The sequence below is a fragment of the Nocardia altamirensis NBRC 108246 genome (assembly GCF_001612685.1).
In the GTDB taxonomy this organism is placed as follows: domain Bacteria; phylum Actinomycetota; class Actinomycetes; order Mycobacteriales; family Mycobacteriaceae; genus Nocardia; species Nocardia altamirensis.
This window is the reverse complement of sequence record NZ_BDAY01000101.1, coordinates 17,661-41,140: the sequence shown is the minus strand read 5'-3', so window position 1 is coordinate 41,140 and position 23,480 is coordinate 17,661. Positions and strand designations below refer to the sequence as shown.

24 protein-coding genes are annotated in these 23,480 nt (G+C 67.3%); 13 read left to right on the top strand and 11 right to left on the bottom strand.

Annotated features, from left to right (window positions below; all coding sequences use genetic code 11):
- Nucleotides 1-41: 41 nt before the first annotated feature.
- A complete protein-coding gene (locus NA11_RS38515; protein ID WP_069167027.1) occupies nt 42-986 on the bottom strand; it encodes an alpha/beta hydrolase in 945 nt (314 codons plus the stop codon).
- A 99-nt stretch (nt 987-1,085) separates the two neighbouring features.
- Here NA11_RS38515 and NA11_RS38510 point away from each other — a divergent pair, with 99 nt between their 5' ends.
- The 7 genes from NA11_RS38510 (at nt 1,086) to NA11_RS38480 (ending at nt 8,448) form a co-directional block, all read left to right on the top strand.
- Complete coding sequence (locus NA11_RS38510) at nt 1,086-1,526, top strand: NAD(P)H-dependent oxidoreductase (RefSeq protein ID WP_245746517.1); 441 nt, start codon at nt 1,086-1,088, stop codon at nt 1,524-1,526.
- A gap of 183 nt (nt 1,527-1,709) precedes the next feature.
- Complete coding sequence (locus NA11_RS38505) at nt 1,710-2,789, top strand: sugar ABC transporter substrate-binding protein (RefSeq protein ID WP_069167026.1); 1,080 nt, start codon at nt 1,710-1,712, stop codon at nt 2,787-2,789.
- 68 nt (nt 2,790-2,857) lie between these two features.
- Nucleotides 2,858-3,646, top strand: coding sequence for an ATP-binding cassette domain-containing protein (locus NA11_RS38500; RefSeq protein WP_069167033.1), 789 nt, complete (start codon nt 2,858-2,860; stop codon nt 3,644-3,646).
- Complete coding sequence (locus NA11_RS38495) at nt 3,643-4,878, top strand: sugar ABC transporter permease (RefSeq protein ID WP_069167025.1); 1,236 nt, start codon at nt 3,643-3,645, stop codon at nt 4,876-4,878. Before NA11_RS38500 ends, NA11_RS38495 begins: the two co-directional genes overlap by 4 nt.
- A gap of 66 nt (nt 4,879-4,944) precedes the next feature.
- Entirely contained in the window at nt 4,945-6,156 is a 1,212-nt protein-coding gene (locus NA11_RS38490; RefSeq protein WP_084655447.1) for an ROK family protein, read from the top strand.
- 169 nt (nt 6,157-6,325) lie between these two features.
- Nucleotides 6,326-7,135, top strand: coding sequence for an SAM-dependent methyltransferase (locus NA11_RS38485; protein ID WP_069167024.1), 810 nt, complete (start codon nt 6,326-6,328; stop codon nt 7,133-7,135).
- Between the two features lie 53 nt (nt 7,136-7,188).
- Nucleotides 7,189-8,448, top strand: a complete 1,260-nt coding sequence (locus tag NA11_RS38480; protein WP_084655446.1) for a sensor domain-containing diguanylate cyclase — start codon at nt 7,189-7,191, stop codon at nt 8,446-8,448.
- A gap of 6 nt (nt 8,449-8,454) precedes the next feature.
- On the opposite strand, the gene NA11_RS38475 is transcribed toward NA11_RS38480, so the two are convergent.
- Nucleotides 8,455-9,054 carry a TetR/AcrR family transcriptional regulator gene (locus tag NA11_RS38475; protein WP_069167022.1) on the bottom strand — a complete coding sequence of 200 codons (600 nt, stop codon included), beginning with the start codon at nt 9,052-9,054 and terminating at the stop codon, nt 8,455-8,457.
- A gap of 91 nt (nt 9,055-9,145) precedes the next feature.
- Here NA11_RS38475 and NA11_RS38470 point away from each other — a divergent pair, with 91 nt between their 5' ends.
- Both NA11_RS38470 and NA11_RS38465 read left to right on the top strand, forming a co-directional pair.
- Nucleotides 9,146-9,598 (top strand): nuclear transport factor 2 family protein, encoded by a 453-nt coding sequence (locus NA11_RS38470; protein WP_069167021.1) that lies wholly within the window; start codon nt 9,146-9,148, stop codon nt 9,596-9,598.
- A complete protein-coding gene (locus NA11_RS38465) occupies nt 9,595-10,461 on the top strand; it encodes an NAD(P)H-binding protein (protein WP_069167020.1) in 867 nt (288 codons plus the stop codon). Before NA11_RS38470 ends, NA11_RS38465 begins: the two co-directional genes overlap by 4 nt.
- Here the strand turns inward: NA11_RS38465 and NA11_RS38460 are convergent.
- Genes NA11_RS38460 through NA11_RS38445 form a run of 4 tightly spaced genes read right to left on the bottom strand, consistent with a single transcriptional unit; the run spans nt 10,450 to nt 13,876 of the window.
- Complete coding sequence (locus NA11_RS38460; protein WP_069167019.1) at nt 10,450-10,782, bottom strand: DUF4873 domain-containing protein; 333 nt, start codon at nt 10,780-10,782, stop codon at nt 10,450-10,452. The genes NA11_RS38465 and NA11_RS38460 overlap by 12 nt on opposite strands.
- Before the next feature lie 9 nt (nt 10,783-10,791).
- Nucleotides 10,792-11,865: a ferredoxin--NADP reductase gene (locus NA11_RS38455; RefSeq protein WP_069167018.1), complete on the bottom strand. Its 1,074-nt coding sequence runs from the start codon at nt 11,863-11,865 to the stop codon at nt 10,792-10,794.
- Nucleotides 11,866-11,867: 2 nt separating this feature from the next.
- The gene (locus tag NA11_RS38450; RefSeq protein ID WP_069167017.1) at nt 11,868-12,857 is read right to left on the bottom strand and encodes an AurF N-oxygenase family protein; all 990 of its coding nucleotides are present in this window, start codon (nt 12,855-12,857) and stop codon (nt 11,868-11,870) included.
- The gene (locus NA11_RS38445) at nt 12,854-13,876 is read right to left on the bottom strand and encodes a diiron oxygenase (protein WP_084655445.1); all 1,023 of its coding nucleotides are present in this window, start codon (nt 13,874-13,876) and stop codon (nt 12,854-12,856) included. The genes NA11_RS38450 and NA11_RS38445 overlap by 4 nt, the downstream gene beginning before the upstream one ends.
- Nucleotides 13,877-14,026: 150 nt before the next feature.
- On the opposite strand from NA11_RS38445, the gene NA11_RS38440 reads away from it, so the two are divergent.
- The 3 genes from NA11_RS38440 (at nt 14,027) to NA11_RS38430 (ending at nt 16,334) form a co-directional block, all read left to right on the top strand.
- Nucleotides 14,027-14,341, top strand: coding sequence for a DUF4873 domain-containing protein (locus tag NA11_RS38440; RefSeq protein ID WP_069167016.1), 315 nt, complete (start codon nt 14,027-14,029; stop codon nt 14,339-14,341).
- A gap of 45 nt (nt 14,342-14,386) precedes the next feature.
- Nucleotides 14,387-15,115, top strand: coding sequence for an NIPSNAP family protein (locus NA11_RS38435; RefSeq protein ID WP_069167015.1), 729 nt, complete (start codon nt 14,387-14,389; stop codon nt 15,113-15,115).
- Nucleotides 15,116-15,242: 127 nt separating this feature from the next.
- Nucleotides 15,243-16,334 carry a CSLREA domain-containing protein gene (locus NA11_RS38430; protein WP_084655444.1) on the top strand — a complete coding sequence of 364 codons (1,092 nt, stop codon included), beginning with the start codon at nt 15,243-15,245 and terminating at the stop codon, nt 16,332-16,334.
- Between the two features lie 129 nt (nt 16,335-16,463).
- On the opposite strand, the gene NA11_RS38425 is transcribed toward NA11_RS38430, so the two are convergent.
- Both NA11_RS38425 and NA11_RS38420 read right to left on the bottom strand, forming a co-directional pair.
- On the bottom strand, nt 16,464-17,393 hold the full coding sequence (locus NA11_RS38425) for an AfsR/SARP family transcriptional regulator (RefSeq protein ID WP_245746518.1): 930 nt from the start codon (nt 17,391-17,393) through the stop codon (nt 16,464-16,466).
- Nucleotides 17,394-17,509: 116 nt separating this feature from the next.
- On the bottom strand, nt 17,510-18,667 hold the full coding sequence (locus NA11_RS38420; RefSeq protein ID WP_141718083.1) for a glycosyltransferase: 1,158 nt from the start codon (nt 18,665-18,667) through the stop codon (nt 17,510-17,512).
- Nucleotides 18,668-18,724: 57 nt separating this feature from the next.
- Here NA11_RS38420 and NA11_RS38415 point away from each other — a divergent pair, with 57 nt between their 5' ends.
- Nucleotides 18,725-19,375: a TetR/AcrR family transcriptional regulator gene (locus tag NA11_RS38415; protein ID WP_167837823.1), complete on the top strand. Its 651-nt coding sequence runs from the start codon at nt 18,725-18,727 to the stop codon at nt 19,373-19,375.
- Here the strand turns inward: NA11_RS38415 and NA11_RS38410 are convergent.
- The 3 genes from NA11_RS38410 to NA11_RS38400 all read right to left on the bottom strand — a co-directional run bounded on the left by NA11_RS38410 (nt 19,370) and on the right by NA11_RS38400 (nt 23,231).
- Nucleotides 19,370-20,623 (bottom strand): phthiocerol/phthiodiolone dimycocerosyl transferase family protein, encoded by a 1,254-nt coding sequence (locus tag NA11_RS38410; RefSeq protein WP_069167011.1) that lies wholly within the window; start codon nt 20,621-20,623, stop codon nt 19,370-19,372. The two genes, NA11_RS38415 and NA11_RS38410, sit on opposite strands and share 6 nt — an antisense overlap.
- Nucleotides 20,624-20,761: 138 nt before the next feature.
- Nucleotides 20,762-21,775 carry a cytochrome P450 family protein gene (locus tag NA11_RS38405; protein ID WP_084655441.1) on the bottom strand — a complete coding sequence of 338 codons (1,014 nt, stop codon included), beginning with the start codon at nt 21,773-21,775 and terminating at the stop codon, nt 20,762-20,764.
- 199 nt (nt 21,776-21,974) lie between these two features.
- A complete protein-coding gene (locus NA11_RS38400; RefSeq protein ID WP_069167009.1) occupies nt 21,975-23,231 on the bottom strand; it encodes a phthiocerol/phthiodiolone dimycocerosyl transferase family protein in 1,257 nt (418 codons plus the stop codon).
- Between the last annotated feature and the right edge of the window lie 249 nt (nt 23,232-23,480).

The following is a 23,480-nucleotide window of genomic DNA, read 5'->3' as shown; positions in this document are numbered from 1 at the left end:
AATAGTGAGCAGGGCTTGTGGGTCTCGATGGTGGGTGGTGTTCAGGCGCCGACTGAGGAGAGCAGCATCGGAAGGGCGTTCTGCATTTGCGCCTTCCAGGCGGTCCAGTCGTGACCTTGGGTGGCTACGTAGCGCTCGTCGACCTGCGCGCCGAGGCGTTGCAGTTCGTCGACGAAGCGGTAGTTCTGTTCGTAGACTTTGGATTCGACGGCCCCTGATTTGCCGTAGGAGACGAACAGGGGGATGCCGGTGAGTTTTCCGGCTTGGCTGTAGGGGTTGTTGGCGACCCAGATCTTGCGTTCCTCGGCGTTTCGGTAGTCGCCCCACACCCTTTCCCATTCGGCGGCGCAACCCTGGCCTGGCTTGTCGGGGTCGCCGGGTGCGCCGGAGGCGTGCAGCGGGTCGACGTTGCCGCTGAACGAGGCGGCGGAGTTGAACCAACCCTGGTGGGCGGCAGCGAATTTCATGGCGCCGAGGCCGCCCATGGAATTGCCTGCGATGGCGCGGGTGCCGTTGGCGTGATAGCGGGCTTCCAGCAGGCCGCGGACGTCGTCGAGCAGGTACTTCTCCCAGGCGGGTGGTCCGTAGCTGCCGCCGTTGTACCAGTTGGAATAGGCGCTGCACCAGCTGGTTTCGGGCAGCACGAAGATCGCGTTCTTACCTGCGGTGAGCGCCTCGAGGTTGCCTTTGTCGGTCCACGACTTGTGGTCGTCGAAGCCGCCGTGCAGTACCCAGACGGTCGGCCAGGATTGCGAGGTCTCCTTGGTCCAGCCGGGTGGCAGCAGGAGCCGGACGACCTTGACGGACCAGTCCGGCCCTTCGAGGTTGGTCGACGAGACGCCGATGTCGAGGATGCGATCGCTGACCCTGGTCTCCCAGCGGACGGTGCCCGCTGCGGCGTCGGCGGGTGCCTCGACCGCGAAAGGAATAGCAAGACTTGCGATTACGGTGGCTGCGGCGGCGATGAGCCGACTGAGTCTGGACAACGGTCGATCCTTTCCTCCGGGGACTCCTCCCGTGCTGCTGGTCCCCGCGGCGAATCTAAAACACCCCGCACCTCCACGAATAGCCTTGTTCACAAACCCGTGCCCCTCAAATTCTTGCTATGCCTGATTCCCGCGACGCCTGAATCACGCTGCTTCCAGCACATCTCGGTGCACGCGTCGGCATTCGTGCATCCGAACTGGTGGGGAATGCCGCCGGCGATCCTGGTCGGTTGGGTGCAGCGGGTGCTCACTCCGGCCGTCGCCTACAAGCTGGACGAAGCCTCTGGCGAACCTGCCGGACTGCTCCGGGTGCGGCGGGCTCTGGTGCTCAACACGTCCGACACGACCGTAGAGCGGGAACGCGACGTGTTCGGCGATCCGCTCGCGCAGATCTGGGCGGCCTGCGTGCTGCCCTACGTCGGCGTCGAGGACATTCGCCGCAAGGTGTTCCGAATGGTCACGAATTCGACCGCCGACCAGCGCGAGACCTGGCTGAAGGAGGCGCGGGAGCTGGCTGCGGCACTGGTCATCGATCGTTAGAACGGGCGCGTTTGGGCGGTGAGTCGGTCGGCGCGTGTCCTGATTGTTATCTGGAACAACAAATTGGTCGCCCGAACAGGTTGTGCGCTGAGTCACAGTCGAATATGTTGCAGCGAACAACATTCGCTCGACCTCGACCGCCCGGGGCACTCCCGGGGCGGTGGTTCCACGAAAGGCCCCCTCATGCGTAAGGGCATTCTCGGCATCGCGGCCGTCTCGATCGCGTTGCTCGGTTCGTTGACTGCTTGTGGTGACGACTCGAAGGGTTCAGGGGGTGGTGGGGCCAAGATCGGGGTGATCTTGCCGGACAGCAAGACCTCCGCACGCTGGGAGACGGCGGACCGGAAGTACCTGCAGGAGGCGTTCGACGGTGCCGGGGTCAAGGCCGACATCCAGAACGCGCAGGGCGACAAGAACGCCTTCCAGACCATCGCGGATCAGATGATGACCAACGGCGCCTCGGTGCTGCTGATGACCAACCTGGACAGCGGCACCGGCAAGGCGGTGATCCAGAAGGCGAAGTCCCAAGGCGTCACGGTGATCGACTACGACCGCCTGACGCTCGGCGGCGGCGCCCAGTTCTACGTGTCCTTCGACAACGTGAAGGTCGGCAGCCTGCTCGGCGAGGGCGTCGCGAAATGCCTGACCGACAAGAACGCGGCCAATCCTGTTGTCGCCTACCTCAATGGCGGGCCGACGGACAACAACGCCACCCTGCTGAAGACCGGCTACGACGGAGTGCTCAAGCCGAAGTTCGACGCGGGTCAGTACACGAAGGGCCCGGATCAGGCCGTGCCGGAATGGGATAACACCCAGGCGGGCACCATCTTCGAGCAGATGCTCACCAGCCAGCCGAACATCGGCGGCGTTGTCGCCGCGAACGACGGCCTCGCCAATGCCGCGATCGCGGTGCTGAAGAAGCAGAAGCTCAACGGGCAGGTCCCGGTGAGCGGCCAGGACGCCACGGTGCAGGGTCTGCAGAACGTGCTCAAGGGCGACCAGTGCCTGACCGTGTACAAGGCGATCAAGAAGGAAGCGCAGGCCGCTGCGGAGCTGGCCATCGCGCTGACCAAGGGCCAGCAGGGCCAGGCGAACGGCACCGTGCGCGACCCCGAGGGCAAGACCGACGTGCCTTCGGTGCTGTTGGAGCCCAAGCCGATCTACGCGGCGAACGTGAAAGACGTTGTCGCGGACGGCTATGTCACCAAGGCCGAGCTGTGCACCGGTGAGATCGCCGCACTCTGCGCGTCCAACGGCATCTGATCGCCCAAACCCCTTCCGCCGACTCGATGAGGGGACGGCGGAAGGGGGTGCCTTCTCAGGAGCAGCAAATGAGTGAAGCATCGCGTAGTGATACGCCGGTAGTCGAATTACGCGGCCTGGAAAAGAGTTTCGGGCCGGTCCATGTCCTGCACGACGTCGCCTTCGCCGCCTATGCCGGTGAGGTGACGGCATTGGTCGGCGACAACGGCGCCGGAAAGTCCACGCTGGTCAAATGCATCGGCGGCACCCACCCCATCGATGCGGGCGAGTTCCTGTTCGAGGGCACGCCCGTTCAGGTGCACAGCCCGCGCGATGCGGCGGCGCTCGGCATCGAGATCGTCTACCAGGATCTCGCGCTCTGCGACAACCTCGACATCGTCCAGAACATGTTCCTCGGCCGCGAGAAGAAGACCGGGATCGTGCTCGACGAGTACGCGATGGAGGAGTTGGCCGGAAAGACCTTGGCCAGCTTGTCCGTTCGCACGGTCAAGAGCGTCCGGCAGCAGGTGTCCAGCCTGTCCGGCGGCCAGCGCCAGACGGTGGCGATCGCGAAAGCCGTGCTGTGGAACAGCAAGGTGGTGATCCTGGACGAGCCGACCGCCGCGCTCGGCGTCGCCCAGACCCAGCAGGTGCTGGAGCTGGTGCGCAGGCTGGCCGACCGCGGCCTCGCGGTGGTCCTGATCTCGCACAACATGAATGACGTCTTCGCGGTCTCGGATCGGATCGCGGCACTGTATCTGGGCCGGATGGCGGCGCAGGTACGCACCTCCGACGTGACCCACGGGCAGGTCGTCGAGTTGATTACGGCAGGTCGCAGCGGCGCACTGGGCCTGGACGCGAACGGAGCCAAAGGATGAGCGCCACCTTGACCGAAAAACCCGACACTGCACCAGTTTCCGAGATGGTGCACAGTTACGTGGGCCGCGTGCGCAGCGGGGACATGGGCGCGCTGCCTTCGGTGCTCGCGCTGGTCCTGCTGTCCGTTGTCTTCTGGATTGCCCGCCCGGTCTTCATGTCCGAGGCCAACTTCGCGAACCTGTTCACGCAGGGCGCGGCGATCGCGGTGATCGCGATGGGCCTGATCTTCGTGCTGCTGCTCGGCGAGATCGACCTGTCGGCTGGCTTCACCAGCGGCGTCTGTGCCGCGGTGCTCGCGGTGCTGCTCACCGACCGCGGCTGGCCCTGGTATGCGGCGGTGCTGGTTTCGCTGCTCACCGGCGTACTGATCGGGTTGACGATCGGCACCATCGTGGTGAAGGTCGGTATTCCGTCGTTCGTGGTGACGCTCGCGGCTTTCCTTGCGCTGCAAGGTGTCGCGTTGAAGATCATGGACAACGGCCGCAACATCTCGATTCGCGACGACACCATCCTCGCCATCGCGAACAAGAACGTGCCGCCCATGCTCGGCTGGGTGCTGTACGCGGTGCTCATCGCCGGGTTCGCGTTCGTGCAATACCGAAAACTGCGGGCCCGCACCAAACTCGGGCTCACCGGGGAGACGGCGCCGGTGATCGCGCTGCGGATCGCCGCGGTCGCGGTGGTGCTCGGCATCGCCGTGCTCGTGCTCAACGGTGAACGCAGCCGCAACCCGGACCTGCACTCGCTCAAGGGCATGCCGATCGTGGTGCCGCTGATCGCGATCCTGTTGCTGCTGTGGACCTTTGTGCTCAACCGCACCTCCTTCGGCAGGCACATCTACGCCGTCGGCGGCAATGCCGAGGCGGCCCGTCGCGCCGGCATCGCGGTGGATCGGGTGAAAATCACCGCGTTCGTGCTGTGTTCGACGATGGCGGCGGTGGGTGGCCTGATCGCGGCCTCGCGCGCCAACTCCGTCGACCCCAACACCGGCGGCAGCAGCGTGCTGCTGCTCGCGGTCGGCGCGGCAGTCATCGGCGGCACCAGCCTGTTCGGCGGGCGCGGCCGCATGCTCGACGCGGTGCTCGGCGCCGCGGTGGTCGCGGTGATCGACAACGGCATGGGCTTGATGGGCTACAGCGCGGGCACGAAATTCGTTGTGACAGGATTTGTGCTGCTCTTGGCGGCCGGCGTGGACGCCTTGTCGCGCAAACGCACGCGACTGAGCGGATAAGACAGCGGAGGATCAGCGACTTCGAAGGAGCCCGACGTCAGCGAGGCCAGAGATCTGGAGAGGCAGGTGACCGTGCGCGCTGCTCCCTCGCCCGAGGAGATTCGCAAGCGGAACCTGGCCGCGCTGCTCCGGCATGTGCATCGGGACGGCGCGGCCTCGCGCGCCACGCTCGCCGAGCGAATGGGGCTGAACCGCAGCACCATTCTGGCCTTGACCGCTGACCTGGCCGCTGCCGGCCTGGTGCGCGAGGAGCTGCCTGGTCAGACCGGCAAGGCGGGCCGTCCGTCGCTGGTGGTGCGGGCCGAGTCGGAGCGCGTCTACGTCGTCGCGCTCGACGTCGGCGCCGACCGGCTCGCTGCGGCCAGGGTCGGGCTCGGCGGCCTTGTCCTCGATCAGATCGAAACCGCAAGGCCCATGGGCACTTTCGATCCCGAGGACGTGATAAGCGCGCTGGCCTCGATGGCGCGCGGGATGATCGGCAAGGCCGCCGATGCCGTGTGCGTCGGTGTCGGCGTCGCCTTCTGCGGGATGGTGCGCGAGGAGGACGGCGTCGTCCGCTACGGGCCCAATATCGGCTGGGTCGATGTGCCGTTCGGCGCCAGCCTGACTCGGGAACTCGACCTCGGCTTGCGGGTCGCGGTCGGCAACAACGCCAACCTCGGTGCGCTCGCCGAACGCGAACGCGGTGTCGGCGTCGGCCTGTCCGACCTGATCTACCTGCACGGCGACGTCGGCATCGGCGGCGGCATCATCATGGGCGGCCAGCTGCTCGGCGGCGAGGGCGGCTACGCGGGCGAGGTCGGCCACATGATCGTCAACCGGGACGGCCGACCGTGCGCGTGCGGATCGCGCGGGTGTCTGGAAGCCGAGGCGGGCGAGCTCGGCCTGATCGCCGCGGCAGGCCGCACCGACCGGGCAGGCCGGGCCGCGGTGGAAGCCATCGTCGAGGCCGCCGCGCGCGGCGACGCCACCGCGCGGGACGCGCTGCACAATGTCGGCGATTGGCTCGGTTACGGCGTCGCCAACCTGGTCAACATCTTCAACCCGTCGATGGTCGTCTTCGGCGGTGTGCTGCGCGACATCTACCTGGCCTCGGCGGCGCAGGTGCGCAGCAGGGTCGCGGTCGACGGCCTGCAGGCGGTCCGCGAGCGGGTCCGGCTGCGCACCTCGACCCTCGGCGGCGACGCGACCTTGATCGGCGCGGCCGAGCTGGCCTTCGCCGACGTGCTGACCGATCCGCTGCAGACGCTGGCCAGGATCTCCGCCGGACTCGAGTGACCTACCGCACGTGAAACCGCGTGTGGGCCAACCCTCGTCGGCGGTGAGCTTCCCGCTGATCACCTAACCCGACTACTATGCGCTCAGCACCGTTCGGGTGATCGAACACACCACACCGGGGTGCTTGGCCGGTCTGCGGTAGTTCGAGCGTGAGCAATAAGGGGTTGTGATGGAGAGGCCGGCGTGGGCGCCCGAAGGCGTGGATACCGAGCAGGCGAGCCCGGCGCGGATGTACGACGCGTTGCTCGGTGGCTCGCACAATTTCGAGATCGACCGCAAGGCAGCGGAAATGGGCAAGATGCTGGTGCCCGATCTGCCCCGGTTGGCGCTGAGTAACCGGGCGTTCCTGCGCAGGGCGGTGCGCTTCCTCGCCGAGTCCGGTATCCGCCAGTTCCTCGATATCGGGTCGGGGATTCCGACGGCAGGAAACGTGCACGAGGTGGTCCAGGCCATCGATCCGGAGATCCGGGTGCTGTACGCCGACATCGATCCGGTGGCGGTGGCGCATTCGCGGGCGATCCTGCAGGGCAACACCAAGGCCGGCGCTATCGAGGCCGATCTGCGCAAGCCCGCTGAACTTCGGGCGAAGGCAGCCGCGACCGGACTGATCGACTTCGATCAACCGGTTGGTCTCTTGCTCGTCGCGGTGCTGCACCTGCTCGCCGACAGCGACGAGCCCGTCGCGAAGGTGGCCGATCTGCGCGCCGCCGTGCAACCGGGCAGCTATGTCGCCATCTCGCACCTGACATCGGAAATGCGTCCGGAAGATGCGAATAAATTGGGTGATAATGCGACCAAACAGGATCGAATTGGCATCCATTTCCGTAATCGCGACGGAATCGTCGCTATGTTCGATGGATGGGAGCTGGTCGAGCCCGGCGTAGTCGAGTTGCCGGTCTGGCGCCCGGAGTCCGAGCGGGATCTGCACGAGGCACCGGGCCGTTCGCTCGGTCTGGCCGGGGTCGGCCGAAAGGTCTGAAGCGCGAACACGAGCCAGCAGGGGGTCCCTGAGTGGGGTCGCATGAGCTAGCGATGCGGTGGGCCGACGCGCTCGACGGCGCGGTGGCCCCCACCCTCACGCGGACCCAGATCGAGGCCATGCTCGCCGACCTCGGCGCAGCGCTGATGAACGTGGTGCGCGGCAGCACCGATCTCGCGGTGGCCCGCGACGCCGCCACCGTGCTGGTGGCGGCCAACTATCGGGACGCGGTGGCGGTCAGCCGTTCGGTGGTGGTGATCTGCCGAGACCTGGTCGACGAACTCTGTCCGACCAGGGAAGGCCAGGAATACGAGCGCATCCGCGATCGTGCGGTGCTCGCCGCGGCCGAGTTCGCGGCAGGCTTCACCGCCGCATTGCGGATGGCGGCGCTGGCCGAACAGGAAGCGACGCTGGTTGCTTCGTTGGCGGCGGCGCAAGAGGCCGAGGCCAGGCGCCAGCTGTCGGAGGCCAGGTTCGCGGCGGTCTTCGCGGGCGCGTCGGTGGGCATCGGCACCATCGACGTGGCGGGCAATGTGCTCGACGCGAACGCGGCGATGGCCGAAATGCTTGGTCTGCCAGTCGAAGTCATGCCGGGCCGGTCGGTGGCCGAGCTGATCGGCGAGGCGAATATCGGGTACGCGTTCGAGGAGTTGCAGCGGATGCTGGCCGGCGAGTCCGATCGCTTCCGGATGGAGACCGAGCATCTGCGCCCGGACGGCACCACCACCACGATCGACCTCTCGATGTCGTCGGTGCGTGACAGCGCCGGGCAGATCGCGTTCCTGATCGGGGTCGCCGTCGACGTGACCGAGCGCAAGCAGCTGGCCGACCGGCTGTGGCACGACGCCAATCACGACAGCCTCACCGGCCTGCCCAATCGCGGCCTGTTCTTCGATCGGCTGGCGAACGCGGTTCCGCCGATCGGCGTGTGCTACCTCGATCTCGACGGTTTCAAGGAGATCAACGACGTGTGGGGGCACACGGTCGGCGACCGGGTGCTGCGCGTGGTCGGCCAGCGGCTGCAGTCCGCAGTCGAGACGGTCGACGGGCTGGTCGCGCGTCTCGGTGGTGACGAGTTCATCGTGCTAGTCGAAAAGTGCCCGTGCGCAGGCAAATTGACCGAGATCTCCGAGTGGTTGGCCCGGGCGCTCACCGAGCCGATGGAGGTCGAGCATCACCTGGTGAGCGTGGCGGCCAGCATCGGAACGGTCTTCCTCGACGAGGTCCCGACCGCGCCGGATCAGCTCATGCATGCCGCCGACACCGCGATGTACCGAAACAAGGCGACGGGCACCAGGTTTCGCCAGCGGTAGCCGGACTCAGCGGGCGGCCAGCGCGCGCAGCAGATGATCGGCCAGGCGGTCCAGATAGCCGGGTTCGGCCGCGGCGTGCCTGACGTTCAAACGCCAGAACATCGGTGCGGCAAGCAGATCCAGCGCCAGCTCGATATCGGTGTCGCCGGGGAGCTCGCCGCGCTCGATGGCACGGTGCAGCATTCGGGTGCCGAGCGCGCGCCGTGGTGCGCCGATGGTGGCCCGGACCGCTTCTGCCAGTACCGGATTGCGGCCAGCCTCGGCCGTGAGATCCGGCAGGATCGTGGACATTCTCGGGTGGGTGAACCAGGCGTGCGTTGCCTGCAACGTCGCCATGAGGTCGGTGCGCAGTGTGCCGGTGTCCTCGACGTCGGCGAGTTCGACGCTGAACTCGGACAGCACCGCGATCACCATGTCCTGCTTGGACGGCCAGCGCCGGTACAGCGCGCTCTTGCCGACGCCGGCCCGTTTGGCAATCGCCTCCATCGACAGCCGGACGTACCCGTGCTCGGCGAGCTCGTCCATGACTGCCTCGGCGACGGCGGCGGTGATGCGTGGTTGCAGGACCGCGGCGCCGGTGGGTGCGCGGCGAGGCTTCTCGACCATGGGCCGAAGTATACGGGTGGACGGGACGGTGCCGTCCCGTCTATCTTTGAACGGGACGGTACCGTATCGTCCAAATGGAATGGGAGGGCTCATGCCCGAATCGGTAAGGACCCCGAGTGACGTGGTCCACGAGGCACTCCGGCTCCTGCTGGCCAAGGACATGGCAGGCTTCGCTGGGTTGTGGGCAGAACAGGGGAGCATCGAGTTCCCGTTCGCGCCGCCCGGCTATCCGACTGAAGTGATCGGGCGCGCCGCTGTCGCCGACTACATGCGTGGCTATCCCGAGATGGCCGATATCCAGGCGATCGATCCGCCGACGGTGCACGTCACCGCCGATCCGGACATCGTTGTCGTCGAGTTCTCGGTGGACGGCGTCGCGGTGCGGACCGGGCGGCCGTATCGGATGCGCTACATCGCGGTGATCACCGTGCGCGACGGCGAGATCGCGCACTATCGCGACTATTGGAGCCCGCTTGCCGCGGCCGAGGCGCTCGGCGGTGCCGATGGGCTGGCTGACTTCGGCTCGTCGGTGGTGCGCGGATGAACATCCTGGTCACCGGCGGCACCGGGACGACGGGCAGTCGAGTGGCGACCCAGTTGCGCGCCGAAGGCGCCGAGGTGCGTGTCGCCAGCCGAAAGCCACAGGGCTTCGGGCAGATTCGGTTCGACTGGACCGAGCCGGACACGCATGCGGCCGCGCTGACAGGTGTGGATGGTTGTTATCTGGTCCCGCCGATCGGGGCGATCGATCCGGCTCCGCTCGTGGCGCCATTCCTGGCTGCGGCAGTGCGTGCCGGTGTACGTCGAGTGGTGCTGCTCGGTTCGTCTGCGATCACTGCCGAGACGCCGGGGGTCGGCGAGCTGTATGGGCTCGTGCGCGGGGCGGTGCCGGAATGGGCTGTGCTGCGGCCGTCTTGGTTCATGCAGAACTTCACCGGCGCTCATCCGGTGGCGGCCGGTATTCGGGAGGCGGGGGAGATCGTCACCGCGACCGGATCCGGCCGGGTCGCCTTCGTCGACGCGGACGACATCGCCGCCGTCGCGGTGCGTGCCCTGCTGGATCCGGTGCCGCACAACACCGAGCACGTGCTCACCGGACCCGAGGCGTTGAGCTACTCGGCGGCCGCGGCCGTCATCGCCGAGGTCACCGGCCGCGCGGTACGGCATCGCAGTGTCGGCCGCATCGAATTCGCTGCGCTGGTCAACGAATCCGGCGTGCCCGCCGAGTTCGCCGCGATGCTCGCCGATCTCGACGACGGCATCCGGCACGGCGCCGAAGACCGGGTCACCACCGTGGTGCCCGACGTGACCGGCCGGGTCGCCCGGTCGTTCCGCGAGCACGTCGTGCGGCACCGGGCCGCGCTGAGCTCCGAAGCGGTTCGGCCGCAAGGGAGTTCACTGCGCTGAGCGTGCGTCCTCGATCTCCGCCAAGCTGTTCGGCACGAAGAACGGTGGCGTGCTGTGTCCGGACACCCGGTAGCGGCCCCAGAAGTCGAGCTCGCCGATGGCAGCGGGCGCGCTGCCGAAAGAGGTCGTGACCTCCGCGATCGCGGCGTCGCCCACGGCGGCCGCGAGCTCCAGGTTCGGCTGAATTCGCCCGTACCAGCGATAGATTCCGTCGATGCCCTGGAAATGGCCACGCAGCGTGAGCTCGACCGGGATCTCGGTGCCGTCGACGGTGATGACCGCCTGGCCCTGATAGTCGTGGTCGTCGGCGGGGTCGGACATGGTCGATTCCTACTGGTCGAAGGCGATGTCGACGTGGTCGGTGAGCGGCACCGCCTGGCAGGCCAGGGTGAGTCCGAGGGCGAGATCGGCCTCGACCAGGGTGTCGTTGCGCAGCATGCGGACTTCGCCCGATCGGACGCTGCAGGCGCAGGCGCTGCACGCCCCCTCACGGCAGGAATAGGGGGCGTCGTGGCCACCGGCAAGCAGCACATCGAGCAGTGGGGTGTGCCGCGGCCACCGCAGCTCCAGGCGGCGGCCGTCGAGATCCACCGTTGCGGTAGCGGGGGTTTCGGAGTCGTCCCTGGCGATCACGATGTCGGCGAACGGATCGCCGGTCAGTGATTGGTAGATCTCGGTGTGCACGTGGCGTTCGGCCATGCCTGCCGCGATCATGGCCGACCGTGCCATGTGCATGAATGCTGTTGGGCCGCAGAGGAACGCATCGAATCCGGTGTAGGGCCAGAGCCGTTCGGTCATTGCCTCGGCGGTGGGCAGGCCCATGGTCGACTCCAGCCAGTGGTCGACGATGAGCCGGTCCGGGTACTCGGCCATCATGTCCGCGAGTTCGGTGCCGAAGATGACGGAGGACGCGTCGCGGTTGGCATAGAACAGGTAGACGGCGCCGGTGCCCGCGATCAAGGCGGACTTGATGATCGACATGACCGGGGTGATGCCGCTGCCCGCGGCGATCATGAGCAGGTCGGCGTCGAGCGATTTCGGCGTGAAGACGCCGGACGGCGACAGGGTGGTCAGTCGCAGGCCGGGAACGGCGTTGTCGCACAACCAGTTCGAGGCATAGCCGCCCTCGGTGCGCTTGACCGTGATGATCAGGTCGTCGTCCAGATGCGGTGAGCTCGACAGCGAATAGCAGCGGGCCACCGAGCCGGTCCGGTCGCTCGGGATGCGCAACGTGAGGAATTGCCCAGGGCGATGGCGGAATCGGGGGACGAGCAGGTCGGGCACCTCGAAGACCAGCGAGACGGCCTCGGTCGTCTCGCGGATCACCTCGACGATCTGCAGCTCGTGCACGTGGGTGTTCGCCGTCGCGGCAGGCAGCGTCGCGGCGGTGTCCGGCTCGGTCATGATCAAGCCGTCCGAGACAGTTCGGCGATGACGTCGTCGGGCAGTGCCCTGGCCAGCCGCAGGATGCGGGTGCTTACGGCGCCGCGGACCATGCCGACCTCATAGGCGTAGCGCAGCAACACCTCTCCGGCGAACTTGGCGTTGTCCCGGTAGTTCGGGTTCAGCAGTACGACGGCAAGACCATGGAGCGGATGGATGCCGACCGATCGGTAAACCCGCGGGGTCACCACGGCGGGCTGGATACCGAACACCATGACCGCGAACGCGAGTCGATGCGCCGCGTTGACCACCTTGCCGCGCTTGGCGATCTGGCGCACCAGCTCCTCGCGCGCGTAGGTGATGTGCCTGGCCTCCTCCAGCACGTGAATCTTGTTGAGCTGACGCATATGTGGCTGAATCTGCGGGTCGTCCATGTTCTCCCGCTGCAATCGGTCCAGCGTCTCCTCGACCAGTAGCAGGCCAGCCATGATGGCAGGGCCCATCGGCACGAGGCCGACCAGCCGCACCGCCTTGAACGCGGCCTTGGGGATGAACGGCTGGTACGCGGGCAGGCCTGACTTGTTGATCAGCCTGCTGAACATCGTGGAATGCCTGGTCTCCTCGCCGACCTCGGCCAGTGCGTAGCGACTGTGGTCGTCGCCGGGGTTCTGATATTCGATCACCTGGCGCAGCAGGAAGGTGGACAGCGCCGTCTCGGCGAGGATGCCGAAGCTCAGCGCACTGACCGCCTCGTGCATGCCGAGGGTCCGGCGCTGCTCGTCGGTCAGCCTGTCCCACAGGTAGGTTCCGTACAGGGTCTGGCGATGGTCGAGCATCCAGCGCTTGTCCGGCTCGAGCGGGGCATCCCAATTGATGTCCACCTCACCGTCATAGGCGCGATCGGCGGCCGAGCGCAGCAGGCGCTGTGCGGTCTTCTGCCGGTCACCGACGTTCCTGGCGCGAGTTGTCGACATTCCTGCCGTGCTGACCGTGTGCCTGGCTGGTGTGGTCATCGATGCCTCCTCGGGATGGAACCGGGCCAGACGCGACCCAGCCGGAGAATGGTGGTGGTCAGCGGTCCGTCGAACAGTCCGGCGGCAATGCCTTGGCGTACAAAGGATTCGGTGATTGCGCCGGCGGCCTCGGTGTAGTGGCCGCTCGCGTATGCGGTGGGTAGTGCGTGCTTGGGGCTGACCCCGGCCGCGCGATAGGGGCGTGCAGCGATGATCGCGGGATACAGCGCGACGGTGGCGAGCGCCGCCCACAGGGCGGCAAGTCGGTTGGATATCGTTCCGTGCTCGTCGATTTCGGCGAGCAGTTGATCGTGGGCGTAGGCCAGGTTGCGCCGGGCGCCGACGCAGTGGATCTTCATCAGCTGGCGCAGGTGCGGCTGGACCTGCGGGTCGTCGGCGATCACGGCGGCGATGTCGTGGATGGCCTGCTGGATCAGCAGGGTCACTGCCGAGGTCGCGGTATTCCTCGGCGTCAGCAACACCAGCCGCGAAACCGCCTGGGCGAGTAGCGGCCGCCGGTATGGTGCGAGGCCGCTCTTGTGCACCATCCTGCCGAACATGGCCATCGTGCGGCTGTCCGCGTGGATGGCCGCGAGCGCGGCGCGCGTCTCGTCGTCGGCCGGGCCGGAGGCCTCGATGATGTCGCGGAACAGCAGCATGGACCGGGCGGCGTCGGCATAGATGGCCAGCGTGAGCAGGTTCGCGAGTTCGTGTTTGGCGAGGGTGGCGCGCTGTTCGGTGCCCATCCGGTGCCACAGCCAGGTGCCGTGGATGGTGCTGAGCTGGTCGGGCAGCCAGTGCTTTTCGGGATCGATCGGTGCCGACCAGTCGATGTCGAGGTCGCCGTCGTAGGTCTCGGCGGCGGCGTCGAGCAGCAGCCGCCGTGCGCTGAGCGCGCGGTCGGCGACGGTGCGTCTGCGCCGCACCGGTGTGCCCGAAGTGGTCGTTGGCGAGTGGAATTCGATCGGGTCGGGGCTCGGCGTTCCCATCGTGATCGGGCTCTCTTCCGGGTCGCGCACGCACGTCGCCGGTGTCGATCCGCCACGGCGCACGATCGCGAAAGGGTGTATCCGGTACCGCTGGTACCGATACCTTGAGTCTGGAACCAAGGATCAGTATTGTCAAGATTGTCTGAGACACGGTTTCGTCAGTGCGGGAAAGAGGACGCCATGACCGAGCGAGGTGGCGGTAGCCCGCACGACGGCGCCGACTACTACGGCACGGCGACCCTCGTCGTGCGCGGCGTGGAAGTGCCGGTGCGCGTGGAACTCCGGGGCTATCCCGAGCCGACGGACGGCGTGTACCGGTGGGTCGGCCGGGTCGAGGCCAACGCCGCGCTCACCGAGGTGCTCGGGGACGAGCAACGCACGCCATGCGTGGTCCGGACCGAAACGGCCGCAAAGCCCGCGGTCGTCGGCGACCGCGACCTGTGGAACCGCTACCGGATCATGGGCAAGAGCACGCCGCCGTATCCGATCCACTGAAGTGGTGGACGGTGGTTTGTCGGTGGGTGCTGGCACCGTAGGCGCATGACTGAAAACATTTGGCCGATAGTCGAACTCAGGCAGTACACGCTGCACCCCGGCACCCGCGACGTGATGATCGAGCTCTTCGATCGGGAGCTCGTCGAAACGCAGGAAGCCGTCGGCATGCGCATCGTCGCGCAGTTCAGGGACGAGGGTGATCCGGATCGGTTCGTGTGGATGCGCGCCTTCCCCGACCTCGCCACCCGAGGCGACGCGCTGACCGCGTTCTACATCGACGGCGAGGTGTGGCGTACGCATGCCCCTGCGGCGCGGGCGACCATGGTGGACACCACGAATGCGTTGCTGCTGCAACCGGCCTCGGCGGACTCGGGGTTCGTGGTGTCCGGCACCCGACCCGACGTGGACGCGACGGAGCTGCCGGAGTCGCGAGTGCTGGCGACGATTTACTACATCGACACGCCGACAGCGGAATTCGCGGAGTTCTTCGAGAGCACGGTCCGACCGCTGTTCGAGCGGACCGGCGCCGCGCCGATCGGTTGTTACGTCACCGATCCGTCGCCGAATACCTTTGCGCCGTTGCCGGTCCGGACGGCGACGGTGTTCGTCTGCTTCGCTCACTTCGAGAGCGCGGCACGGCGCGGCGAGCACCTCGATCGGCTTGCCGCCGACCCGGCGTGGACCGAGCAGGTGCTGCCGGAGCTGACGAAGCGGCTGTCGGCGCCGGCCGAGCAGCTACTGCTGGCGCCCACCGCGCGCTCCATGCTGCGCTGATCCGTAGGCCTGTCGACATGCCCAGCCAAATTGTGCATTAGTGAAGGAACTGTCCGACCCGCCGGTGCTCGCGTTTCCGGTCTGTTAGAACTCAGACCCAGTAGTCACGCCGAGAGTGGTTGGTCAGATGAAGAATTCGACGATGTCGATGATCGGCGCCGTTGTTCTCGGCGCGCTGTGCGTGTCGCCGCTGCGCGCCGACGCCCAAACCGGCTCGGCAGGGCCCGAGGTGTTCACCGTGACGACCACCGCCGACGCGCCTGCGGCAAACCCGTTCGATGGTCGTTGTCGCACCGACGCAGGCGAGTGCACGCTGCGCGCGGCCGTTCAGGCCGCGAATATCCGGCCGGGCAGCACCATTCGGGTGCCAGCGGGCCGCTACGAGCTGACCATCCCGCCGAACTTCTGGAATACCAACGGCCCTTTGATCGATGCCGCCACCGGCGACCTCGACGTCAACACCGACACCACCATCGAGGGCGCAGGCCAGGAGTTGACCATCATCGACGCGGGGCACCGCGATCGGGTCATGCTGACCACGGCGCGCGTCGCGCTGTCCGGGATGACGATCACCGGCGGCAACGCGAGCCAGCACGAGATCCCGCTGTTCGAAACCGGTGGCGGCGGAATCGCCAACTCCGGCAAGCTGATCCTCGATCACGTCACGGTCATCGGGAACGCCGCGGACTACGGCGGCGGCATCTTCAACATCCCGGTCGCCGACATGAAGGCCACCGACAGCATCATCACCGCCAACGCCGCAGGCGAAGCCGGGGGCGTGCGCTGCGACAACACCTGCACCTTCACCCGCACCGAGATCACCGACAACGTCGTCGTCAACCCGCGCGTCAAGTGGTACCGGTTCGGCGGATTCGCCGGGCGCGGTGGCGGACTCGACATCCGCGGCGTCGGCGAGGTGGTCCTCATCGACAGCCGCGTGCTCCGCAACAGCGCCGACGAGGGTGGCGGCGGCATCAATATCGCCCCCGCCTACCTCGACACGCTGCCGTATCAGTTCACCGACGTCTTCAATCCCGGCATGGCCCATCTGATCCTGCGCGGCACCACCATCGCGCAGAACACCGCAGGCCTCGGCGAACAGAACTGCAAGAAGGTGTTCGCCAACATCCTGTCCACCGGCGGCAACCTCAGCAACGATCACTCGTGCGACCTGACCGCCACCGGCGACGAGGTCCGCCCCGACGCGGGCATGCGGTGAAATGCCCACAACCAGAAGGAAATACGCATGGGATCGTTCAACGTCGGCGATTGGATGACCGGTCTCGGCCAGGCTTTCGCGTGGGTGATGTCGATGCTGGTGTCCGGCGCCACCGCCGGATCGTCCTGATCAACTGGCCCGTTGACCGCCCGGGTAGGTCAGGAAGTCGCGCGCAGGCCCGGTAGCTCGGCTGCCGGCAGTGTCGATCGTGTTGTCCGACAAGAAGAGCCCCGGATCGTGGTCGAGCAGTCGCTGCTCCAGCGCGCGTAGTGCCGGACCGGGCTCGACGCCGATCTCTTCGATCAGCAGCGCCCGCACCTTTCGTAATGCCGCGAGCGCGTCCGCCTGCCTTCCACTGCGGAACAGCCCTACCACCAGGAGCTCCCACCGACGTTCGCGATACGGCGCGCGAATGACCGCCTCGCTCAAGGCGGCGACGGCGCCCGCGGTGTCCCCACAGGCCAGCCGGGCGGCCTGCAATTCCTCGATCGCCAGCTCGCGCAACTCCACCAGCTTCGTACGTGCCCCGAGCACATCGGGTGCGTCCCCGAGCTCGGCCCACGGTCTGCCGCGCCACAGATCGAGGCCCGCCTGCAAGGTGTGCGTCGCCTCGGCGGCACGCCCGGCCAGCAGCGCTTGCACGCCGGTGCCGACCAGGCCCGCGAAACGGCCGTGATCGGTCTGCTCCGGGGTGAGCACGAGCCGATACCCGCATCGGTCGAGCTCGAAGATGCGGCCCGCGTGCGGCCCGAGCGCAGCGCGCAGCCGATGCACGACAACGCGGACATTCGGTCCCGACTCGCCGTGCGGCGAGTGTCCCCAAAGATGTTCTGCAAGCGCGTCATTGGATACCGGAGCGCCTGCGGCCAGTGACAATGCGGCAAGCAGCTGCCGCAACCGCGCGCCACGCAGCTCGAGCGGTGCCCCGTCGATCTCGACCTCGATCGGTCCGAGGACCCGGCACACGATCGCCGCCTCGGTAGCACTCCCGCGGACGTCGAACGCCCAACGGCTGATATCGCTCGCCACCCCGGACCGGGCGGTGGCGGTGTTCCCCACGATGTCCAAGATTCCTCCGCACAGGGTTCCTCCGGATAGAGGCATAAAGAATAAGGACGTCCCACCTGCGGAAACATCCTCCTCTCGACCGATTTCTTTCCGCGCTGGGTCCGTTATCATGGAGAAGGCACAGGGGGACTCATCAGCTCGCTCGCGACAACCGTCGCCTGCGGCATCTCGTCGATATCGGATTTCAGGCGCTGCGCCGCGGTGGTGAACGCCGGGTCGGTGAGAATCTCGTCGATCGCGGCTCGGACCGCATCCGGCGTGCTGGCATCCGGCCCGAGCAGCGTGGCGGCGCCGACGGAACGACAGGCCGCGGCGGTGGGAAATTGATCCGCGCCACGGGGGAGTAGCAGCAGCGGCAGGCCGTGCGCGAGCGCGGCCAGCGTGGTACCCGCACCGCCGTGACAGACCACCGCGCTACACCGTGGCAGCACCGCGCCGAGCGACAACCACTGCGCCATATGGATATTGGCGGGCAGCGGGCCGAAGGCGGCCGGATCATTGCTGCGCCCGACCGTGACGATCGCATCGACGTCCAGGTCGGCCAGCGCCGCGAGCACCGGCTCGAACATGCTCGGCTGGTTGAAGATCGGCACGGTGCCGAGCGAGAAGTACACCACCGGACGATCGCCGAGTCGCCGCGCCCAGTCCGGCAGCGTGTCGTCGGGCGCACCGGGCACATGCGGTCGGATCGGCCGCGTGCACGCGGTCGCCGGTCCCCGATCCGGTTGCAGCGCAGCGGGAACCGGATCCAGGTAACCGTTCCGGTACATCCCGGCGTGCGGATCCGGCGCGAAGCCGCTGGCCTCCCACAGCGGGGCAACCCACCCCGCCATCGCCGTCATCAGCTCTGGCTCCAGCAGCAGGCCGGTGCCGTACGTGATCGACGGAATCCCCAGTGCCGCAGCGACAATCGGCGCAGCGAGATCGACCGGTGGTTGCAGGATCAGGTCGGGCCGGAACTCCGCCGCGATCTGGTGCAGTTCGGGCAGCTTCTCCGGCGCCATGATCCGCGCGAACATCACCGCGCCGATCCGCCACGGTTGCCCGCCCTCGGCGAACACCGGATCGGCCACCGCGCGCCCGGCCGCGACGGGCGCCGCCGGACCGGCGACGACGGTCGGCAGCCCGGTCGACCGCACTCGATCGGCCAGGTCCGGCGCGGTCGCGACCAACACCTCGTGCCCCGCCCGCACCAGCTCGGTAAGCAACGGAAGAACGGGCGCGAACACGCCCTCCATCGGCGTCGTCGAGCAGAGAACACGCATCAGATGACCCCTCACCTATAGCTGACTATATAGTGAACTATAGATATGATGGCGAGCATGTCAAGACCGATCCAGCCCCGCGGTGGCCGTCGTCGTGCCACCCGCCGCCGGGTAGCTGAGGCCGCCGCGGCGCTGTTCGCCGAGCGCGGCTATGCCGCAACAACACTGCAGGCGATCGCCGACGCGGCAGGCGTCCACGTGCAGACGATCTATCAGGCATTCGGTACGAAGGTCGCGGTGCTAGCCGAGGCCGCCGCGGTATTGGTGGCAGGGCCCGACGAGGAGGCGGGCACCCCGCCGCCGGAGCGGGAGTGGGTGCGCGAACTGTTCGCCGAACCCGATCCGGTCCAGCAGCTGGCTCGCTACGCCAGGCATATGCGGCAGGTGTCGGAGCGCTACATGGGGTTGCTCGATGTCATGCGGATGACCGCGTCGGCGGACCCCGAGGTCGGCAATTTTCTGGCCGAGGCCGAACGCGGCCGGTACGAGGGACCTCGGCACATCGCCCCCGACCTGGCAGCGAAAAATGCATTGCGCCAAGGTCTCTCGGCGGAGCGAGCGGCGGACATGCTGTACGCGATGACGACCTACGATGTCTACCGCTCGCTCATCGAAGACCGGGGCTGGTCCGGCGCGGACGCGGAGAACTGGGTGGCCGAGAGCCTGGCCCAGCTCCTGCTCGCGCCGGAACTGTTGTCCCGGCTATGAAATGGCGGCGCGCAGCTTCGCCGCGAAGGCGTCTACCCGCCGCTGTTGCTGTGCGGCAGCCGATTTCGTGTGGTGGACCTCGATGCTCAGACGGCCGTCGAAGGTGCTGAGGATGCAGGCGCCGCCGCCCGGCGGGGTCGGCTGCGGCATATCGGGATTCGGGGTGGCGACGAGAGTGGAGCGGAAGTCGGTGAACCGCAACTCCTCCGGGCTGCGCAGTTCCGGTACCCGGCCCCAGTTGGTCACGATGACCATGCCGGGAACCGGGGCGGGCGCGCCAGCCGCCATCATGTCCGGGATGTGCAGTGGCGTCTGGTGCACGGTGCCCGTCTCCAGGCCGACCCGCAGCGACTCGCAGATGCTGCGGGCCAGGTCGACCAGTTCGATGGGGCCGGTGGGGAGGTAGTTGGCGAAGCCGATCAGATTGGTGCCGTCGGTGTTGCCGACCTGCGGGGTGACGCGGGTACGGAGATCGACCGGGTAGGTGTAGACGATCTCGGTCAACGGCAGGCCGCGGAGCTCGGCCTCACTGAGCACGACAGCCGCGGAGACCAGGCCGTTGATCGTGACGCCCTCGCGATGCCCGAGGTCGACCAGCGCCGCCGTCTCGGCCTCGGAGAAGCGGCACCGTGAGCTGAAGGGTGCCAGCTGCCAGTCGTCCTCGTCGGCGGTCGACGCCGGCACCACTGGTTCGGCGGTCTCCGTAGCGGGCGGTGGCGCGTCCGGAACTGGAAGCGCGATCTTCTCGATGCCGCGTTCCGCGAGCAGTTCCTCGACTGGGAACGGGTACGGGCGCACCTCCCGTTCCGGCGAAAGGCCGTGCACCGCATCGGTGTAGAAAGACCACAGTTCGGCGAGCACCTCCAAGGAGTGGTAGCCGTCCGCGATGCTGTGATGGGTAAGCAAGGTCACACTCGTGCGCTCGCCGTCGCGGACCACGCACACCGCACTCAGCGCGGTGCCCTGATCGAATTTCTGGTCCCCGACCAGACGATCGGGATCACCGTCGACGACCACGATGTCCGGCGTGATTCCGGTCGAGGAGACGATGGCATGGCCACCGCCCTCCGACGGTTCGAGGCGCGCGGCCAGCACCGGATACGCACGCAGAACAGCCTCGTAGGCCGCCGACAGTGCCCCGAGATCGAGGCGCCCCGACACCCCGACGGCATACCCGACGTAGACGCCGATCATCGCGAACATCTGCTCGCTCGGCGCGAGCGGGCGGACAACAGTGGACGTGGTCATAGAGCTCCCCTTCATCTGTGACGAGTTGCGTGCCAGGGACGATCAAAGTGCCGCACGCACGCCGGAGCAAACGGTTTTCCGGCCGGGAACCACCCTCCTGGAGCGGCGTTTCACCGCCATCTCAGACCGGTTTCGTGCTCAGGGGGTGAGGATCACCGGGAGGGCGAGCAGGCCGTGCGAGCGCCACGAGGAGCGGTAGACGAGTTCGGCTTCCGGAATCGCGAGTTGCACCCGGGGATGGCGGACGAACAGTTCGGGCACGACGGCGTCGACGATCAGATCGGCGACCTGGGCGCCGAGGCAGTAGTGCGGGCCACGGCCGAACAGCAGACTCGGCCGGTCGCCGCGGGCCGGGTCCGAGTCGGCGCCGATGAGTGACAGCAAGACGGTGTCGCCCTTGGGGATGATGGTCTCGCCGACGGTGAGGTCGGTGACCGGGAATCGCCGGAAGGCGAACGGCAGCGGGTTCGCTTGCTCCATGAGTCCGCCGCGTTGCTGCGGCCACGCCGAAACTGCCTGTGCGGCCGCACCGGAACCGATCAGCGCGACGATGATGTTGGCGCAGGTGAACACCGCGTTTTCCAGGCCGGCCATCATCATCAGGAAGGCCAGCGACACCAACTCGTCTTCGGTGAGTGCCTCCTCGTCGTCCCTGGCTCGAACCCAGCCGCTGAGCAGATCATCGGCCGGGGCAGCGCGTTTCGCGGCAACCAGGGTGCTGAACGTTTCGGTCAGCCAGCCGATGGCCTGAACAAGCTGTCGGCCGGACTCTTTCGATCCGTCGAAGGTGAACATGGTGTTCGCGGCATCGCGTAGCGCCGGGTACAGGTCATCGGGTACGCCGAGCAGTTCCCCGATGACCAGCGCCGGCACCGGAACGCACAGCTGATCGAGCAAATCGACAGTGGCGCCGTCATTTTCGGCCAGCGCCGCGAACACCTCGCCGACGATTCTGTCGACCGCCGCGCGCAGACTGTCGGCGGAGCGTCGGGAAAAGGCAGGCGCAGCAAGCCTTCTGATCCTTCCGTGCTCGTCGCCGTCCATGTTCAACAGGTTCCGGTCCAGTGCCGGCGGAAGTGCGTAACCGGTGTACTGGCCGTCCGAGTGCCGCTTGTCGAGGCTGAGCCGTGGATCGGCGAGTAGTGCGGACACCTCTTCGTACCCGGCGACAACCCAAACTTGATGTCCACCAGGAATTTCCGCTCTCCGCACCGCTCCGCGCAAGCGCGCATGCTCAGCCCAACGCGTACTCGCCGACGTGCCGATCACCGTCGTCTCCACCATCACCCGAACCCCTCGCTGCCGACTCGAGCACAGGATATGCGCCGACGGACCATCCGGCCGGACGGGGTTACGCGGCCCCGACCTCGCGGGCCGCGTCCAAGTGCGACGCGAGCAAACGCACCCGCAGCCGCTGTTGCGCCGTGGTCTCCTCGGGATGATGGATCTCGATGCTCAACTGATCGTCGAACGTGCTGATGATGATGGTGCCGCTCGGCTGCTGCAGCCGATGCCCGGCCTTGTCCGGTTTGGCGAGCATCACGGAGCGAAAGTCGTTGATGCGCAAGTTGTCCGGCATCCGTGGCGGGCTGATCCTGCCCCAGTTCGTCGCGAGCACGATGCCGGGGGCGCGCGGCGGCGGGGTGGACGCGATATCGGGGATGTGCAGTGGCGACTGCTGCACGGCTCCGGTGGCGAGGCCGTCCCGCAGGGCTTCGCTGATGCCGCGGGCCAGCCCGATCAGTGTGGTACCCACCGCACGGGTGGGCACGAAGTCGGCGAACCCGAGGATGTTCGTCCCTTCGGTGCTGCCGATCACGGGGGTGACCCGGTTGCGCAGGTCGACGGAGTAGGTGTAGCTGAGTTCGGTCAGCGGTAGTTCACGCAGTTCGGCCTCGGTGAGCAGGATCGCGGCCGACGCGAGGCCGTTGATCGTTGTTCCTTCGTGGTGCGCGAGGTCGGCCAGTGCGGCGGTTTCCGGTTTCGTCAGCCTGCACCGTGCCGTCAGCGGCAGGAGATAGGCCGCGTCCGGCACTGCGGGCGGGGCGGCGGTGAGTGGTTCGGCGACCGCGAACGGTCGCACGACGGCAGGCGCGCCGATGACCTTTTCGACGCCACGCGAAACCAGCAGGTCTTCGACCGCGGCCGGATATCCGTGCATCGCCGGATTCGGCGGACGTCCCTGGCAGATATCGGTGTAGCAGGACCATAGCTCGGCGAGCACGGCCAGCGAGTGGCACGCGTCGGCGATGCTGTGGTGGGTCACCAGCGTCACCCCGACGTGGTCGCCGTCGCGGACTACGCACAGCGCGGCGAGCGCGGTGCGTTGGTCCAGGCGTGCCCCGGCCAGCAACTGTTCAGGATCGCCATCGACGACGGTGATTTCCGGTGGGGCGCCGGGGGCGCCGACGAGGATATGACCGCGTCCGGCAGGCTCCAGGTGGGCCGCGAGCGCCGGGTAGGCCCGGAGGACGGCGTCGAATGCCGCGGCCAACGCGGATAGGTTCAACCGGCCAGACAGCCGCACCGAATAGCCGACGAGAACTTCGCTACCCGCGAAAATCTCCTCGCTCGGTGCCAACGGCCGGATGGCGGTAGCCGTGGTCATGTCGATCCCTCCACATGAGACTGCCCATCGAGGCTAGCTCGAACAACCGGGCACACCACAGTCTTTCGGGATCTTCACCTCTGTGATGTATCGCGCCTACCGAACAGGCTGTTTCCGGTTGTGGCCACAACGAGACCATCGTCGACGATCAGCCACTGGCCGCAGACGCAGCGCAGATAGCGGACGGTGCCGTGCGCGGAGACGACTGTCGGTGCAGGCCAGTCGCAGGAGGGGCAATTCACGCTCATG